Below are 17,301 nucleotides of genomic sequence, written 5' to 3' on the forward strand. Positions count from 1 at the left end.
TAAACATAAATTGTCGGAAACTGCAGGCCCTATCGTCAAGCCATAGCCCGTCATAAAGAGTAAAGACTGGCTTTAACAGCACTGCATCAACTGCTGGCGCAGCCAGGCATGAGCCGGGTCCGCGTGGCGACGGCTATGCCAGACTTGCTGAAACAAGACCGAGGGAATGGGCAGGGGAGGCTGGAAAAACACCAGTTCAGCCTGTTCGCGCAAGTGCTCGGCACTGCGGCTGGACACCGTCAAAATCAGGTCCGTGCCCGCCAGGACTTGGGCTGCCGCACTCCAATGCGGCAAGGACAAGGCAATCTGCCGTTTAAGACCGAGCCGATTCAGGACGTTGTCGACCTCACTTTCCCCTCCCGGACGCATGGCCAGCAACACATGCGGGCGCTGCAACCACTCTTCCAAAGCAGGGGCTTGCCCGCCGCTCAGACTGGCCCGATCCGCAATGCAGATCAGGTGTTCCTCAAACAAGGTCTGCGCCTGCAAGCCGGCTGGAATTTCCGAGAACACGCTCAAGGCCAGATCAATCTCGCCATCCCGCAGCTGACCCTGCATGGCTTCCCGGCTGGCCTGGCTGACCGCCAGCCGAATACCCGGTGCGTCACGACGCAGGCGGCGCATCAACGGTGGCAAGACAATTTGCGCGCCGTAATCCGACATGGCCAAGCGAAATTCACGTTGTTCACTGACTGGATCAAAGCCACCCGCATCCAGCAGGCCATTGAGCTGCTGCAAAGCCTGCTCCAGAGGTCGCTGCAACTGCAAGGCCAGCGCGGTCAGCTCCAAGCGGGAACCGCGTCGTATCAACAAAGGATCGTTGAACACCTGGCGCAAATGAGCCAAGGCATGACTGACGGCAGGCTGGCTTTTATGCAGACGCTGGGCAGCCCGCGTCACATGCTGCTCGGTCAACAAGGCATGCAGGCTCAGCATCAAATTCAGGTCTATACGGCGCAGCTCATCCATAGAACGAATAATGACTGTGCACACTATTAATTTCAATAAGAATCGCGAATAGTGCAAGATAGAGCTTTGATTCTTATGGAGATACGCTCATGCCCGGTCCCGCTTTGTTCAGTATGTTGGTGGCTGTCTTTGCCGGTTCGGCCGTGCCGTTTCAAGCTGCCAGCAATGCCGTTCTGGGTAAGGTCCTGGGGCATCCGCTCTGGGCCACACTGGTGTCGCTCTGTATCAGTGCGGCTCTGGTGCTGCCCACAATCTGGCTGATGCGCGCCCCCGCTCCCCTGACCGCGCAACTGGCGCATGCCCCCTGGTGGGTATGGACCGGTGGTGTTGGCGGGGTCATTTACATCAGCGCCGCCCTGATTCTGACGCCACGCATGGGCGCCGCCAGCTTTATTGTCTGCGTGGTGGCCGGACAAATGCTCAGCTCCATGCTGATCGACCACTACGGTTTGATGGGCCTGACCCCGCGCCCGGTACATATGGGACGCATTCTAGGCGTGCTGCTGATTTTGGCTGGTATGGGCTTGGTGCAATGGTTTACGCCTTCCGTTTCTGCGGCGGCTGAAAGCAAAAGCGCCACTGCAGATCACAGTGGCGCTCAGGAAAACAATCCAAGCCTGGCTCAACGCGCTGGCGCTGACAGCAGCACCCGATCCTGATAGGGCTTAGGCGGAAGCCTCGGTCGATTTGGAACGGAACTGGCTGCACCACCAGAATCCGGCCGACAAGGCAGCCGCCGACAACATGCCCAAGGCCAACAGCAAGCCGCTATCGAACAGCAGCGGAGCCACCACACCGGAAACGGTGGCGAACAAAAGCATTTGCCAGGCACTTTGTACCGAGGAAGCCAGGCCGCGCATGGTGGGGAAGGTGCCCAAGGTCACCACCGTCATGCCCGGCAAGGCCATGGACATGCCAAAGGCGTACACAAAAATAGGCATCACGGCCCACGGCACCTCTGCCTGGAACAGGAGGTTGTACACGGTATTGAAGGTCGCGCCAGCCAGCATGATGGACAGGCCCAGACGAATCATGCGTGCCGGGGCCAGCTTTTCAGCAAAGCGGGCATTCAGAATAGAACCGCCCAACATACCGCCAATGAAGGGCAGGAACAGCCAGGCAAAGGCGGTTTCTGTCAGACCCAGCACACCAATCACAAAGCTGGCCGCCGACGAAATGTACAAGGCAAAGCCGCCAAACGCACAGGCAATGGCGGAGATCGCCAGCACGAAGCGGCCATTGCTCAAGGCCCGTGCGTAATTGGCCAGAATCACCCACAGCTTCAAGGGCTGGCGCGAGGCCACGGGCAAGGTTTCAGGCAGTTGCCGCCAGCACAGCGCAATCAGGGCAATACTGAGCACCGTCAGCATCCAGAACACCGAGCGCCAGCCCGAATAACTACTTAAATAGCCGCCCATGACAGGTGCAAGCGCCGGGGCCAGACTGAAGACCATCGTGATGTGGGCAAACAAGCGCTGAGCTTGCACCCCTTGTACACAGTCGCGCGCCAGGGCCTGACCGACGACACGCCCGGCACCTGCCGAACAGCCCTGGATCAAACGGAAGAACAACAGCCAGGAAAAGCTGGGGGCCAGCGCCGAGCCCACCGACCCGATCAGAAACAGGATCAGTGAGGCCAGAATCACGGGACGCCGCCCGAAGCTGTCGGACAACATGCCCCAGAACAGGCTCATGAAGGCAAAACCAAACAGATACAGACTTAAGGTCTGCTGAACCATTGACTGGTCAACGGAAAATTCAACACCGATACGGTGAAATGACGGCAGATAGGCATCGGTAGCAAAAGGCCCCAGCATCGCCAACGCCGCCAACACCAAGGTCAGCTTGCGGTAATTCATAGATAGCTTTGGAAAACAGGGAGGGCGCCAGAATCAGCGCAGGGATAGGGGCATGGTACCCCTTAACCGGACCGTACGGACACGTCCGCACGGGGCATAGTGTATCAAACGATATAAAGCGGATCGAGCCAAGTCGCTTTCATGCTAGCTGGCCCGGTAGCCACTTGTCTGAAAAAAAGATCAGCGTCTGCCCGGCGACGGCGTACCAAAAGCCTCGCGGCTGGTCTGTCCGAAACCGCTTTGATGCAGCAGGCTGCGCTCAATAAAGCGGCTGACCTGGGAGCGCACTTCCGGCAACCACGGGCCTTGGTCAAACACTTGCGGGAACTTCATGCTGAACCAGGCATAGAGGCTGATCTGCTTGCTGAGCAATTCGGCGTCTTCCAGGCGGGAGGGGCTGGCGGATTTCAGCCAGGACGGCGCCGGTGGCAAGGCCATGGGGCGTTGTGCCACATAGGCGGACAGGCAACGCTTGAAGTAATCCAGCTCCGTATCCTTATCCACGGACACCGGCGCGCAGGCAAAGGTGAACTTCTCCCGCAAATCCAGCTTGGGAGCCAGGCGGTCTACACAAAAGCCCAGCTCAATGGCGTCTTTCAAGCCCGCTGTCTGAAACAAGGGGCTATCGGAAGCCACTTTCTGCGCAAAGTACTGCAGCACAGCGCCGATATTGTTGTTATCCAGTAAAGAGGCCAGCGCCTGCACGTGCTCGGGGCTGGGTGCAATGGGCAAGCGCAAATCCACGCTGGGGGCGTCGCTTTGCAATTGGGTACGAATATGGTTCAGATCCTGCTTGTCCATCGCCCCCACATAGCCTTTGGGGTACAAGCCATAGCGGCCTGCCCGTCCGGCAATCTGGCGCACTTCGGTTGCGTTCAAGGCTCGCATGGAGCGGCCGTCAAACTTGTGAACCGTAGAGAACAGGACGCGGCGAATCGGCAGGTTCAAGCCCATGCCAATCGCATCGGTGGCCACCAGCACATCGGCCTCGCCTTGGGAAAAGCGCTCGGACTCGGTGCGGCGCACTTCCGGAGCCAGCGCGCCGTAAATGGTGGCGACTTTCCAGCCTTGGGCGCGGTAACGAGCACTTAGCGTTAGGACATCCTTACGGGTGAAGGCCACCACAGCATCACCTTTGGACACGCCCTGAGCTTCACGCTGACGATCTTTGCGCCCCCGCCACGGCGCTTCCTGACGCCCTTGCTTGCCTGTGGCTCGCGGCGGGTCTACCGGATAAGGCATGACCTCCAGCGGGGTTTTGCGTTCGGTAAATTCCAGCTCCATGGTCTCTTCCATGGAACGCACCAGACGCTCGCACGGACGCAGGACGGAAGCATCACCACAGACAAACAGGGTACGGGCCGGAACACCGACCAGGGCTGCCGTCCAGGCCCAACCGCGCTGCTCGTCTTGCAACATTTGAATCTCGTCCAGGACGGCCACACGCACTTCCATCGTGGGGTCCATCATCTCAACCGTGCAGGCAGTGTGCTGGGCACCGGGCACCATCACGCGCTCTTCGCCCGTCACCAGATTGCAGGGGATGCCCGCGTTCATCAGACGATCACGCACCTCCATGGCCAGCAGTCGCAGCGGAGCCAGATATACGCCGGATCGGGCTTCCATCAGGGCTTCCAGGGCCTCGTGCGTCTTGCCCGAGTTGGTCGGGCCCAAACGGAACACCAGATGGCGGCGGATGCCTCGGGCCAGGCTGAACATTTCCGGGAAGTCGCCCAAGCGCATCAAATCTTGAGCGCGCTGCTGCTCCACACTTTCCAGAATGCGGCGCACCGGGCCATTGAGCAGACGCTTTTCAAAATCCCCGGCCTCGATTTCCTTTTGCTCGATGCCCTCTTCCAGAGCCATGCGCAAGGCTTTGGCCAGTTCCAGAAAGGACGAGCCATCAATCAGGGGGCGCTGGGTCTGCAAAAACGCATCCAGCGAATCTTCCAAACGCTGGGACAGACGGTTTTGAGCTGCCGTGTTGAACAAGACTGAAACACGAGCGGGCAATCGATCCAGCTCCGAGCCGGTACGTGGCAAAGGCACGGCGGCCTGCATACGAACATTGGCGCGCCAGTGCTGTCGCTCGCCCGCTACGGGCACATTCACCGCCAGCCACAAGTCCTTATGCCACCACAGGCGCAAGGGATCTTCCGGGTCAATTTCGTAATCGCACGCTTCTTGCTTCTTGATCTGGTTCAGCACTTGTTGCTGACGCCATTGTGTGCGCGCACGGTCAGCCGCTCGCTGGTACTGCGCACGCTCACGATTGCTCAGGGTGCTGGCGTGCTGCTCGCGCCATTGCTCAATCTGGTTCTGGTCAATGGCCACCAGCAAATCCGGGTGATGGGCAACACGGTCACGGCCGCCAGCGGCTCCGCCACGCACTTCCAGCTTGGTACTGGGCAAACGGCGATCGGCCAGCCACAGCTCGTACTCCTGCCGGGTAATACCCAGCAAGGCCATGGTCTCTTCCGAGCCTATGCACTCCTGCTCCCAGGCCCAACGCTGCTGGCGTTGCTCGCGCTGACGTTCCTGACGTTGTGCTTGAGCCTGCAGCAGAAACTCCTGCTGCTCGGCATCCAGCTTGAACTCCTGGGTCAGGACAGCGGCACTGGCATTGCGGCCATACACCGTCATGAACCAGTGGGCAGGTTCCCCGGCTTGCAGGCCCTCGAAGGCCTCCAGGGTGATGCGTTGCGGCTCGCAACCTTGCTCTTTCAGCCAGGCTGTCAAACGCTCCTGGGCCTGATTGAACTTGCGCTGTTTGTCGTTTTGTTCTTTTTGACGCGCTTGTTCACGTTCTTTTTGGGCCTGCTCCCAGCGCTGACTGCGTTGCTCGCGATCGCGCTGTTCGGCCTGTAACTGCCACAAATAGGTCTGCGCCAAAGGCATGGACTGCCAGGCCTGCACCAAAGCCTGCAGGCGCTCGCCGCGCTCGGCTTCGGGCCAGTTCTCGCTTAAAGGCAAAGACTGGGAGGCTATCGCTCCGGCCAATTGAGCGCGCTGTTCAAGCAGCTGCTCGCGCAGGGCTTCATAAACATCCGCCTCCAGCTTGTCTGCACCCATTTGATAGAGCAGACGCAGGGTACGAATCACAACCTCAGGCACCCCTTGGGACTCCAGGCGCTGGTCCGCATCCTTCAAACCCAGTTCGGCAGCGATGATCTGATTGAAAAAGGCGGCGTCCTGCGGCAAGCGCCAGGCTTTCAGCCACACGCGCCGTATGCCTGCCCGGTCCTGAAAACGCGCTTTCTTGGCGACCTGACGAGCCACACCTTCCAGACGAGGGTAATCCAGCCATTGAGGATGGAGCAGCAAGCCCGCTTGAGTGGGAACGGGAGAATCGGAAACAGACGAAGCGCGACGCGCAGCCATAGGGCGGGGACCTGAAAATACGGGAAGAAGAGAACGAGAAGGGCAGAAAAGCCGGTTCAAGCAAGCATGAGCAGCATTATACGGGTCTGCTCGGAGACGTTCAGAGGATACAGGCAATCACCGTGCTGAACGTCTTTGTGGGCAAGAGAATACAGGGCTACTCAGCCAGCCATTCCAGACAGCCTTGCGGCAAGGCTGCCAAACCGGACTGACTGTGATTACAGCCCGGCACGATGCGAAAACGCGGCTCGCCACCTTGTTGCTGCGCCAAAGCCTGTGCCAACTCCCGGGTGCCGTCCACCATGCGGCGCTCCTGCAAACGTAAACGACGCAGCTCGCGCTTGTCCTCGGGCATGGCTTCCTCTGCCGGGCCCAGGCTTTGCTCGAACTCGCCAACGGAGAACTGTACGGGCATCGTCATAGCGACTATGGGCAAGGGTTGGGCCAGCAGTCGAGCCAGATAGCCCTCCCCCCACCAGACCGAGGGGCTGGACACCACCAGTGCATCGAACAATTCTGGCTGTTGATACAGCAGTTGCAAGGCAAACAGGCCACCCAGGGAATGCCCGCAGAGCAAGCGCCGTTGCGCATTCAAGGGCGCTTGTGAGTAGGCCCAGGGCAAGAACACGTCCTGCATCATGGCCAGAAAATCCGGCGCGTGACCTGCTTCTCCATTCAGCGCAGGCGTGAAGTCCTGATCGCGCCAGACCTCCGCGCCATAACCTATCCCTAGCACGGCACAGGCTTGTGGAGCCTGCTTTTCACAGGTGGCCAGCACCGCTTCAAATTGCGGTAGATCAAGCACACACAGCAATGGCCAGCCCTGCGCGGGCGCTGGCACGTCCGGCCAGGCCAAAGTCAGACGATACTGTCGGCCCAATGGGGAAAGAAAATCCAAATGTTCAAGCTGCATAAAAGAATCGCGGTAAGGGCGCCAAAGCCCGGCTGATGAACTATACTTTCTTTCTATGTAAACGGTTATCATTCAGACACTTAATGTCCACATCTGCTGTTCCGGCCCCTGCGCTGGCCGACTATCAACACATCCTCAGACGTCGCTGGCTCCTTGTTGGGGCCCTGGTTCTTGTGATTCTGGCCTCGATTGTGGCCGACTTCATGTTGGGGCCCTCGGGTCTTAGCCTGGGAGAACTGAGCCATGCGCTGTTCAACCCGGAACAGTCCGACCCGACCACCCGCGTCATCGTCTGGGAAATCCGCCTGCCTTATGCCTTGATGGCCATGGCCATTGGTTTGGCGCTGGGCCTGTCCGGTGCGGAAATGCAGACCATTTTGAATAACCCGCTGGCCAGCCCCTTTACCTTGGGGATTTCCTCGGCAGCGGCGTTTGGCGCGTCCCTGGCCATTGTGCTGGACCTGTCGATTCCCGGCATTCCACAAGCCTGGACCATTGCCGCCAATGCCTTTATTTTTGCCCTGCTATCCGCCATGCTTTTGGACGCGGTGGCCCGCTGGGGCGCCATGAGTACCGCCAACCTGGTGCTGTTTGGTATCGCGCTGGTGTTCTCCTTCAATGCACTGGTTTCGCTGGTGCAATTTGTGGCCAGCGCCGAAGCCCTGCAAGGGCTGGTGTTCTGGACCATGGGCAGTCTGTCGCGCTCCTCCTGGGGCAAGGTCGGCATCATGCTGGCGGTGTTTGCGCTGATTCTGCCGCTGTCGCTGCGTGATACCTGGAAACTGACCGCCCTGCGTCTGGGTGAAGACCGCGCCACCAGCTTTGGTATCAATGTCTCACGCCTGCGCCTGGTGTCCTTGCTGCGTATCAGCTTGCTGGCCGCACTGGCCGTATCCTTTGTGGGCACCATCGGCTTTGTGGGCCTGATTGCGCCGCATATTGCCCGCCGCCTGTTTGGTGAAGATCACCGTTTCTACCTGCCCGGCAGTGCGCTGGTGGGTGGGGTGATTCTGTCGCTGGCCTCGATTGCCTCGAAAAACATTGTGCCCGGCATCATTATTCCGGTCGGCATTGTCACCTCGCTGGTGGGTGTGCCCTTCTTCCTGGGCGTTGTGCTGCGACGCCAAATAAAGTGAACCATGCTTGAAGTCCACGATCTGAGCCTGTCTTACGGCAAACGCGAAATTCTGTCCAAGTTGACCATCGAGCCTTTGCAGCCCGGTCAACTGGTGGCTTTGCTGGGCCCCAATGGTAGCGGCAAATCCACCCTGCTCAAGTCCCTGGCGGGGCTGCTCAAGCCCACCACCGGCGAGATCCTGCTGGACGGTCAGGAGCTGAGCGGCGTCAGCTTCGAGCAGCGCGCCCAAAAAGTGGTGTACCTGCCCCAATCCCTGCCCGCCTCGGTCCACCTGCGTGTGTTTGAATCCGTACTGGTGGCGGCCAATGCCTCGGCCCCTGGTGGCCACGCCCGCGATGTGGATCATGAGCACATCATGCACATCCTGCAACGCCTGGGCATTGCGCACTTGTCCATGCACTATCTGGACCAGCTTTCGGGCGGTCAGAAACAGCTGGTGGGCCTGGCGCAAGCCCTGATACGCAAGCCTACCCTGCTGCTGCTGGACGAACCCTTGTCGGCTCTGGACCTGAACTATCAATTCCACGTGATGGACTTGCTGGCCCAGGAAACCCACGACAACAATCTGATCACTCTGATCGTGCTGCATGACCTGAACGTAGCTCTGCGCCATAGTGACTATGCGCTGATGATTGAAGGCGGTGGTCTGCTGGCGCAAGGCGAGCCTGCCAAGGTGATTACCCCCAACTCGCTGGCCCAGGCTTATGGCGTACGCGCCCGCGTGGAGAGCTGCTCGCAAGGCACCTTGCAAATCATTATCGACGGGCTGCAAGAGCCTGTGCTGTGACCTTCGGAGAACCCATGAACATCCTGCGCCACCTGCTGCTGTCGCTGACCTTGCTCTTGCCTTTGGGCGTGCAGGCCCAGCCCATCGAAGTTACTGATGCCATGGGTCGTACCGTTACCCTGCCTGGCCCCGCCAAACGCATTGTGCTGACTCAGGCACGTCACTTCCCGGTACTGGCTTTGGTCCACCCCGAGCCTGCAAACCTGATTGCAGGCTGGTCGGACGAGTTCAAAACCTCCTTCTCCAACGAGTACGAGACCTATCTGAAGCGCTACCCGCAACTGGCCAATATCCCTATTGTGGGTCGCCATACGGCAGATACCTTCTCGATCGAACAGGCCCTGGCCCTGCGTCCGGATCTGGTCGTGCTGACGGCTGCCTTTGCGGGCCTGACTCCCGGCCAGGACACACGCGACTCGGCCCTGATCCAGCGCCTGACTGCCGCCAAAGTGCCCGTCATTGTGATCGACTTCTTTGTGAACCCGCTGGAGAACACCGTCCCCAGCCTGCGCGCATTGGGCTACGCCGTAGGTGAGAAAGAACGCACCGACGAGTTCATCCAGTTCTACGAAGAACACATGCAGGGCGTTGCCCAGCGACTGGCCGATCTGCCCAAGGAGGATCATCCGCCCGTTTTTGTGCATGCCCATGCAGGCAGCACGGACTGCTGCAACTCGCCTGGCGCAGGCACCTTTAACGACATGATCAGCTATGCAGGCGGCCACAATATTGGCGCGGATGTCCTGAAGAGCTCCACCGGCAAGCTGAATTTTGAATACATCAATTCCCGCGCCCCGGTGGTCTATGTGGCTACGGGCACAGGCGCAGGCAAGCGCACCACCTCCGGCGGATTGGCTATTGGCACAGGCGTCAGCGAAGACCAGGCTCGTAAAAGCCTGCAAGCCATTATTGACGGCAATCGTCTGCAAGCCCTGCCAGCCGTGCGCAGCGGCAATAGCCACGGCATCTGGCATGCCTTCAACGATTCACCTTTGCACATGATCTTTATCGAAGCTCTGGCGGCCTGGATTCACCCCGACCGTTTTCAGGGCGTATCGGCCTTGAAGACATTGGAAGAAGTGAACCAGCGCTTCCTGACCGTGCCGATGGAAGGCACCTACATGATTGATTTGAAGCCCGCCCCCTAAGCCTTCATGTCACGCCTGATTCCACTGGAACTGCCGCCTGCGGGCGGCCATCCCCATCACGTCTTGCTACGCCTGCCAGACAGCAAGCCAGAACAAGGCCCCCTGCCTTTGCTGTGCCTGCTCGATGGTCAGTGGACCTTGCCCTTGCTGGAAGAAAGCGGCCACCCCGCCTTGCAGCACTGCGCGATTCTGTCGCTGGGTTACCAAGGCGATCGCGATCAGATCACACGGTATCGCGCCCTGGACTACACCCCGCCCGGCCCGGACGGCACTCTATGGGAAGACCCACGCGTCCCCCAATGGCAGGCGGGTGGCGCTCCTGCCATGATCGAACAAGTGCGTATGGCGCTGGCCTTGGCCCAAAGCATGGAGCCTGCGCTGACCCGTTCGCGCATCAGCCTGTACGGCCACTCCTACGCTGGCCTGTTCGTGCTGTATGCCCTTAGCCGGCAAAGCCTGCCCATTCAGCACTACCTGTGCGCCAGCCCTTCCTTGTGGTGGCGTGATCCCCTGATCTGGACCTTGCTGGAGCGGGTAGACAAGCCGGTACTGGTAGATATTCTGGCCGGTGCCTCCGAGGCCTGGTATCCGCTTAGCGCTCAGGCAGCGGGCCCGGAAGGACGCAAAAATGGTGTGCCTACCCTGCCCACCATGCAAAAACTCCAAGCGCACTTGCAAGCCCAAGGCATGCAGGCGAATCTGCATGTTCTGCCCGGAGCCGGCCACGGCCACGTTCTGGCACAAGCCACCTTGCGTGCCCTGGAACTGGCTTGTGGCGCGGCTTAGCCGTGTTCTTCCGGCGCGCATGATGCGCCTTTTTACTTCATATCCAAGTTTTCCCGCCCTAGGGTAACTCCCCCCATTCATCCTCTTGTTTTAGGCCTCAACTTCTTTTAGTCTGTATTTATATGCAAGTGCATAGAAATCAAAAAAAGAGATTGGAGACAAACATGAAGGTAGCGGTATTAGGTGGCGGGCACGGTTGTTACGCAGCAGCGGCAGACTTGAGCGAACAGGGCCACGAGGTCCGTTTATGGCGTCGTGATACGACCCAGTTGCAGCCCTTGCTGGACCGGCCAGTCATGACCTTGAAAGACGAAGCAGGCGAGCGCGAAATCCCCATTGCCAAAGTCTGCGCTGATATTGGCGAGGCCATCGCCGGTGCCGATCTGGTACTGATTCCTTCGCCCGCCATTGCCCAAACCGATATTGCCCGCGTCATGGCTCCGCACCTGACAGACGGCCAGGTCGTATTTCTGCCCCCAGGCACCTTTGGCTCCTTCATCATGAGCGAGATCGTGCGCGGCACCGGCAACAAGGCCGATGTCAGCTGGGCCGAAACCGGCACCCTGCCCTGGCTGGCCCGCAAACATGGCGATACCGTCATCAACATCACCACCCGCGCCACCCGCCTGCCTACTGGCGTGTACCCTGCGCGTAATACCGATCACGCCCTGGATGTGATTGGCAAGGTCTTCCCCAGCGTGGAGCGCTGCGAAGATGCCCTGTCTGGTGCCTTGATGAACGCCGGCCCCATCATCCACCCACCGCTGATCATGATGAACGCAGGTCCGCTGGAGCACTTCCCGGCCTGGGACATTCATAACGAAGGCACTCAGCCTTCGGTCCGTGCCGTGACCACGCAACTGGACAATGAGCGCATGCGCATTCGTGAAGCGCTGGGCTACGGTGCCCCGCACTTCCCGCTGTCCGACCATTATGAAAACGATCAGTGGATGTATGGCGACCGTTCCTCGCACTCCAAGCTGGTGAAAAGCGGCGACTGGCGCGAGAAGATCGACCTGCACGAACACCGCTACATGCGTGAAGACACCATGCTGGGTCTGGCCTTCTTTGCCTCGGTAGCCGACTGGGCCGGTGTAGATGCTCCCGTCACCAAAGGCTTGCTGGCGATTGCCGGTGCCATCGTGGGTGAAGATTTGCGCCAAGGCCAACGTACACTGGCCAGCCTGGGTCTGGACACGATGAGCCGCGAGCAACTGCAAGAGATGCTGCAAGCCGGGAGAGTCTGATGAACGCGCCCGCCCCGATCAAACGTATCGTTGCGGTGGGCGCAGGTCGCATGGGGCGGGGCATCGCCCTGGCCTATGCGCTGCGCGGCCAAGCCGTGACCTTACTGGATTTCAAACCCCGTCAGCCTGCTGATAGTGCCCGTCTGGAAGCCGAAATACGCCAGGAATTGCGTGCCACGCTGGAACAACTGGCCGACCTGGGCATGTTCGCCACCGAACAGATCGACGACCATCTGGCCTGCATCAGCGTCGCCCCCTTGAGCGCAGCGGCGCAAGTGCTGGGCCAGGCCGATCTGATTTATGAAGGCGTGCCCGAAACACAAGAAGCCAAGACCGACGCCCTGGGACGTATCGGTGAACTGGCCCGGCCCGATGCGCTGATCGCCTCCACCACTTCCACCATGCTGGCCTCGGATCTGGCCCCCATGTTGAGCCATCCGGAGCGTTTCCTGAACGCACATTGGCTTAACCCGGCATTCCTGATTCCACTGGTCGAAATCAGTGCCCACCCCGGCACCAGCGAGCAGACCTTGAGCCGTCTGCAAAGCAATCTGGAATCCATCGGCAAAGTGCCTGTGGTCTGTGGTTGCCACCCCGGTTTCATCGTTCCACGCCTGCAAACCCTGATCATGAACGAGGCCGCTCGCATGGTTGAGGAAGGCGTAGCCAGCGCAGTCGATATTGATAAGGCCACCCGCTACGGCCTGGGTTTCCGCTTTGCCAGCATCGGCGTGCTGGAGTTCATCGACTACGGCGGCAACGACATTCTGTATCACGCCGGGCAATACCTGTCGCAGAACCTGGACCCGGAACGCTACGCCGTACCCGACATCATCACCCGTTATATGGAAAGTGGACGCAACGGTCTGCGCAGCGGACAAGGCTTTCACGAATACCCGGTGGACCAGCAACAAGCGTATCGACGCGACGTGCTGGCCCGCGTACTGGGAATGCTGGATCACATCGGCCTGGCCCCTGCCCGCGCCGAACACCTTGCCAAGGAGACACAGGAATGAAAAAAGACTCCCACGCTGCGCCTTCGTCTTGCTGCCCTCCAAGAGGGCGCTCTTCATCTTGGGACGGCCCTGCGATGAAGAAAACCGCTGCGTTGCTGTTTGCCCTGATGAGCTGTCACGGTCTGAGCCAGGCTCAGGAAGTCCCCACCTTGCGGGTAGGCTGGACCATTCCGGGCGAGGAAGCCAAGTACCTGATGGCCAAGCGCCCCGAGCTGTTCCCGCAACTGGGCAAGAAATATCAAATCCAGTGGACTCAGTTCCAAGGCACTTCGCCCATGGTGCAAGCCATGCGTGCTGGCGTTCTGGAATGCTCCACCATGGCCCCCATGTCGCTGGCCAATGGCGCTATTGAAAGCGGTCTGGAAGCCTATATCGTGGCCCAGCACGTGCACTCGGACGATGATCACTTCTCCGTCTACTGGGCCGTGAAGGAAGACAGCCCGATCAAGACCGCGGCGGACCTGAAAGGCAAGGTCATTGGCACCAATGCTTATGGAGCCGGTGTGTACTTCGACATGCTGCTGTGGCTGCGCCAAAACGGTATCGACCCGGACAAGGACGTGAAAATCGTCGAAACCGGCTTTCCCCCTGCGGCCGACGCCATTCGCAGTGGCCGCATTGATGCCGGTCCCATGGCCCAGCCCTTTGCCCTGCTGAACGAGAAGAAAGGCGGTTTACGCAAACTGTTCTCCCTGTCCGAAGTGGCCAGCCCATCCGTACAGATTTTCGAAGCCTGCAGCAAATCCTATAGCGACGCCAATCCCGAAGTGGTGCGCGCCTATGTGCAGGACTTGAAAACAGCCATGGGCATGCTCAGCAAAGATCCTGCACTGGCCGTAGAAGTCACCGCACAAATTACCCGTGCGCCCAAGGACTTGCTGGCCCAGTACCTGTTCACCGACAAGGACTTTGCCCGCGTCCCGGACATGCAGCCCAATCTGGAATCCATCCAGGGCACCTACGACCGCTATCACAAGGCGGGTTTCCTGAAGAAAGCCTTGAGCGTGCAGGACTTTTATCGGGCTGATTTACGCGAGGCAACACCATGATTGAACTGGATGGTGTCGGTAAAACCTTTAACACCCGGCAGGGCCGCAGCCATACGGCCCTGCAAGACATCGCCCTGAGCATTCCGGCAGGGCGATTCGTGTCTATTCTGGGACCCAGCGGTTGCGGCAAAAGCACCCTGCTCTATATGTTAGGGGGCTTTGAGTCCTGCTCCAGCGGCCAGATCCGCGTCAAGGGCAAGCCCATTACCGGCCCAGGTCCAGACAGGGGCCCGGTGTTTCAGGAGTACGCCCTGTTCCCCTGGAAAACCGTGCTGGGAAACGTGGCCTACGGCATGCGCGAACAAGGCATGCCCAAGGACCAGGCCGAACAGCGCGCCAGCGAATGGCTGGACAAGGTCAAGCTGGGGCCTTACGCCTCCTTCTACCCACGTGAACTGTCCGGCGGTATGCGTCAGCGTGCGGCCATCGCCCGCACCCTGGCCTATGAGCCGGACATCCTGCTGATGGACGAGCCCTTCGGGGCGCTGGATGCCCACACGCGCGTCACCCTGCAAACGGAACTGCTCAGCTTGTGGGAGCAGTTACGCAACACCGTGGTCTTTGTGACGCACGGCGTGGACGAGGCCGTCTTCCTGTCCGATACCGTGATTGTCATGACTGGCTCGCCCGGCCGCATCAAGGAGGTAGTGGAGATTGACCTGCCCCGCCCCCGCGTCCGTAGCGAGCTGCTGCGCAATCCGGTCTATCAGGAAACCATTATTCGTCTGGAGCAATCCTTGATGGCGGAGGCCCACCCATGACGCCACAGCACTGGTATGAACATCGCTGGGCCTCCTTGGTCATGGCGGCCATTCTGGTGCTGCTGGCCTGGGCAGGGCTGGCACGTTGGGTAGGGCTGGATTCCTTCCCCAGCCCTTGGGCGGCCTTGGGCGAACTGCCTGCCCTGATCAGCGACCCGATGGCCTGGTCGGCAATCCTGCAGTCGGTTGGCCGCATGTTTGCCGGTTATGCCCTGGCACTGGTCGTGGCCGTCCCCCTGGGTCTGGCCATGGGCCGCAGCCGCCTGGTCTATACCGCTTTCTATCCTCTGGTGGCCCTGGCCTATCCCATGCCCAAAGCGGCCTTGATGCCGATCTTGATGCTGTGGTTCGGTCTGGGGGATTTCTCCAAGATCCTGGTTATTGCGCTGGGCGTGTCCCTGCCTTTGCTCTATCACAGCTATCACGGTGCCACCCGTATCGAGCCCAAGCTTATCTGGGTCGCCCAGTCCATGGGCATGGGGCCCATTGCCCGTCTGGGCAAGATTGTTCTGCCCGCCTCCTTGCCGGAAGTCATGATTGGCTGCCGGGTCGGGGTGGTCATGGCCCTGATCGTGATGGTGTCCTCCGAGATGATTGCGCGTCAGGAAGGTATAGGCAATCTGCTGTTCACCTCCATGGATATGGCGCAGTACTCCACGGTGTATGCCGTCATCATGCTACTGGCCGTGCTGGGCATTGCCTGCGATGCGCTGTTCGAGTTTGTCCGCAAACGCTGCACACACTGGCATGACTCGACCCAGAGCCTGATGGACAAAGGATGACGCTATGACCACCAAAACCTTAGCCTCACCGGGACAAGCTATGCGTTCTACTCAAACCCGCCCGGCCAAACGCCGGGATTTGTCGGGACTGTCTTTATGCATCAGTCCGGCCCTGATGCTGATTGTCTGGGAGCTGTGCACCCGCTCGGGCTGGGTCAGCCCGCAGTTGCTGCCTGCCCCCTCTTCCATTCTGATGCGTGTATTGGAACTGGCCGGTCAGGCGGACTTCTGGCAGAACCTGGGCATCACCGTCTACCGCCTGATCAGCGGTTTACTGATTGCCTGTGTGGCCGGTGTGGCCCTGGCGCTGATTGCACAGCTGACGCGCTGGAGTTCGTTTCTGCTGGATGCCCTGATCCGTCTGCTGGCCCCTATCCCCAAGATCGCCCTTTACCCGGCACTAATCCTGATCATGGGGTTTGAAAGCTCATCGAAAATCGCTCTGGTGGTCTCGGATGCGATTTTCCCTGTGCTGATGGCCAGTTGGGTGGCTGCGCAAACGGTGGACCGCAAGCTGATCTGGTCGGCGCGTGCCGCCGGGACATCTCGCAGCGCCTGCCTGTGGAAAATCATTTTGCCCGCCATCAGCCCGACCGTGCTGGCCGGTGTACGGGTGGCAGGCGTCATTGCCTGCGTGGTGGTCTTTCTGGCCGAGATGATTGCCTCCACCGACGGTCTGGGCCATATGCTGACCGCCGCCGCACGCAGCTACCGCACGATTGATATGTTTGTACCCTTGGTCTGGATCTGTGTGCTGGGCTTCGCACTGAACCTGACGATTGCCGCTTTGCAGCGCAAAGTGGATCATACGAACTGATACTGAACCAACCACTTGCCCGGCCAATGGCAGCGCTGGCCGGGCTTTCGCAGGCTCACTCAATCACTCTGAACGAGTAGCCTGCTTTTTTTTTGCATCAAGGAAGCCGCTTCACTATGGCCAGCCGTACTCTGACTGACGCCTATACCGGGCACGATACGTTTATCCCCTATCTGCTCAATCGCAGCACCTCGGCCTTAAATGCTGACTTTCAAACCTTGCTGCGCAGCCATGAACTGACCTTGCTGCACTGGCGCGTGCTGGCATTTCTGAACGAAACCGACGGTCTGGGCGTCAGCACCCTGGCGCAATATACCGACGTGGATCAAACCACCTTGTCGCGCGCCCTGGTGGTAATGGAAAACGCGGGCCACCTGTCCCGCCAGCCCGACCCGCTGGACCAGCGCCGTGTACTGATCCATCTGCATGAGCAAGGTCGCCAGCACTTTCTGCGTGTTCTGCCCGCGGCTCTGGACATTCATCACCGCGCCATCCAGGGCTTTTCGGCGGAAGAACTGACCCAGTTGCGCCAGTTCCTGAACCGCATTCGCGCCAATATCAATGGAGATGCGCGCTAAATAGCCCGCCCCTGTGCTTTTTTATAAAGCGTCCGCGTGGCCGTTTTCATGCCGTTGTCACCCTGAATCC

16 protein-coding genes are annotated in these 17,301 nt (G+C 59.7%); 12 read left to right on the top strand and 4 right to left on the bottom strand.

The window, feature by feature from the left end; genetic code table 11:
* Positions 1–72: 72 nt before the first annotated feature.
* The gene (locus ACLPGZ_RS16710) at positions 73–969 is read right to left on the bottom strand and encodes a LysR family transcriptional regulator (RefSeq protein WP_429641703.1); all 897 of its coding nucleotides are present in this window, start codon (positions 967–969) and stop codon (positions 73–75) included.
* An 89-nt stretch (positions 970–1,058) separates the two neighbouring features.
* Between ACLPGZ_RS16710 and ACLPGZ_RS16715 the strand changes: the two genes are divergently transcribed.
* Positions 1,059–1,628: a DMT family transporter gene (locus ACLPGZ_RS16715; RefSeq protein WP_060186124.1), complete on the top strand. Its 570-nt coding sequence runs from the start codon at positions 1,059–1,061 to the stop codon at positions 1,626–1,628.
* A gap of 6 nt (positions 1,629–1,634) precedes the next feature.
* Here ACLPGZ_RS16715 and ACLPGZ_RS16720 read toward each other — a convergent pair whose 3' ends face one another.
* The 3 genes from ACLPGZ_RS16720 to ACLPGZ_RS16730 all read right to left on the bottom strand — a co-directional run bounded on the left by ACLPGZ_RS16720 (position 1,635) and on the right by ACLPGZ_RS16730 (position 7,107).
* Entirely contained in the window at positions 1,635–2,828 is a 1,194-nt protein-coding gene (locus ACLPGZ_RS16720; RefSeq protein ID WP_239055018.1) for a multidrug effflux MFS transporter, read from the bottom strand.
* Positions 2,829–3,008: 180 nt separating this feature from the next.
* On the bottom strand, positions 3,009–6,209 hold the full coding sequence (locus tag ACLPGZ_RS16725; protein ID WP_239055017.1) for an SUV3 family DEAD/DEAH box RNA helicase: 3,201 nt from the start codon (positions 6,207–6,209) through the stop codon (positions 3,009–3,011).
* 157 nt (positions 6,210–6,366) lie between these two features.
* Positions 6,367–7,107 carry an alpha/beta hydrolase gene (locus ACLPGZ_RS16730; protein ID WP_239055016.1) on the bottom strand — a complete coding sequence of 247 codons (741 nt, stop codon included), beginning with the start codon at positions 7,105–7,107 and terminating at the stop codon, positions 6,367–6,369.
* Between the two features lie 98 nt (positions 7,108–7,205).
* Between ACLPGZ_RS16730 and ACLPGZ_RS16735 the strand changes: the two genes are divergently transcribed.
* From ACLPGZ_RS16735 to ACLPGZ_RS16785, 11 genes are all read left to right on the top strand, one after another.
* Positions 7,206–8,258: a FecCD family ABC transporter permease gene (locus ACLPGZ_RS16735; protein WP_021447070.1), complete on the top strand. Its 1,053-nt coding sequence runs from the start codon at positions 7,206–7,208 to the stop codon at positions 8,256–8,258.
* Between the two features lie 3 nt (positions 8,259–8,261).
* Positions 8,262–9,047: an ABC transporter ATP-binding protein gene (locus ACLPGZ_RS16740; protein ID WP_021447071.1), complete on the top strand. Its 786-nt coding sequence runs from the start codon at positions 8,262–8,264 to the stop codon at positions 9,045–9,047.
* 14 nt (positions 9,048–9,061) lie between these two features.
* Positions 9,062–10,195, top strand: coding sequence for an ABC transporter substrate-binding protein (locus ACLPGZ_RS16745; RefSeq protein WP_035268440.1), 1,134 nt, complete (start codon positions 9,062–9,064; stop codon positions 10,193–10,195).
* A gap of 6 nt (positions 10,196–10,201) precedes the next feature.
* On the top strand, positions 10,202–10,981 hold the full coding sequence (locus ACLPGZ_RS16750; protein ID WP_239055014.1) for an alpha/beta hydrolase: 780 nt from the start codon (positions 10,202–10,204) through the stop codon (positions 10,979–10,981).
* A gap of 164 nt (positions 10,982–11,145) precedes the next feature.
* A complete protein-coding gene (locus ACLPGZ_RS16755) occupies positions 11,146–12,228 on the top strand; it encodes an NAD/NADP-dependent octopine/nopaline dehydrogenase family protein (protein ID WP_239055013.1) in 1,083 nt (360 codons plus the stop codon).
* Positions 12,228–13,244, top strand: coding sequence for a 3-hydroxybutyryl-CoA dehydrogenase (locus ACLPGZ_RS16760; RefSeq protein ID WP_203145184.1), 1,017 nt, complete (start codon positions 12,228–12,230; stop codon positions 13,242–13,244). Before ACLPGZ_RS16755 ends, ACLPGZ_RS16760 begins: the two co-directional genes overlap by 1 nt.
* Before the next feature lie 74 nt (positions 13,245–13,318).
* A complete protein-coding gene (locus ACLPGZ_RS16765; RefSeq protein ID WP_203145185.1) occupies positions 13,319–14,293 on the top strand; it encodes an ABC transporter substrate-binding protein in 975 nt (324 codons plus the stop codon).
* Positions 14,290–15,054 (top strand): ABC transporter ATP-binding protein, encoded by a 765-nt coding sequence (locus ACLPGZ_RS16770; protein WP_009462836.1) that lies wholly within the window; start codon positions 14,290–14,292, stop codon positions 15,052–15,054. Before ACLPGZ_RS16765 ends, ACLPGZ_RS16770 begins: the two co-directional genes overlap by 4 nt.
* Positions 15,051–15,836, top strand: coding sequence for an ABC transporter permease (locus ACLPGZ_RS16775; RefSeq protein WP_035268452.1), 786 nt, complete (start codon positions 15,051–15,053; stop codon positions 15,834–15,836). The genes ACLPGZ_RS16770 and ACLPGZ_RS16775 overlap by 4 nt, the downstream gene beginning before the upstream one ends.
* A gap of 40 nt (positions 15,837–15,876) precedes the next feature.
* On the top strand, positions 15,877–16,653 hold the full coding sequence (locus ACLPGZ_RS16780) for an ABC transporter permease (protein WP_226349577.1): 777 nt from the start codon (positions 15,877–15,879) through the stop codon (positions 16,651–16,653).
* Positions 16,654–16,769: 116 nt separating this feature from the next.
* Positions 16,770–17,231, top strand: coding sequence for a MarR family winged helix-turn-helix transcriptional regulator (locus ACLPGZ_RS16785; protein WP_009462841.1), 462 nt, complete (start codon positions 16,770–16,772; stop codon positions 17,229–17,231).
* Positions 17,232–17,301 lie beyond the last annotated feature (70 nt).

Origin of the sequence: Alcaligenes sp. Me129 (assembly GCF_050487245.1) — a bacterium.
In the GTDB taxonomy this organism is placed as follows: domain Bacteria; phylum Pseudomonadota; class Gammaproteobacteria; order Burkholderiales; family Burkholderiaceae_B; genus Alcaligenes; species Alcaligenes phenolicus.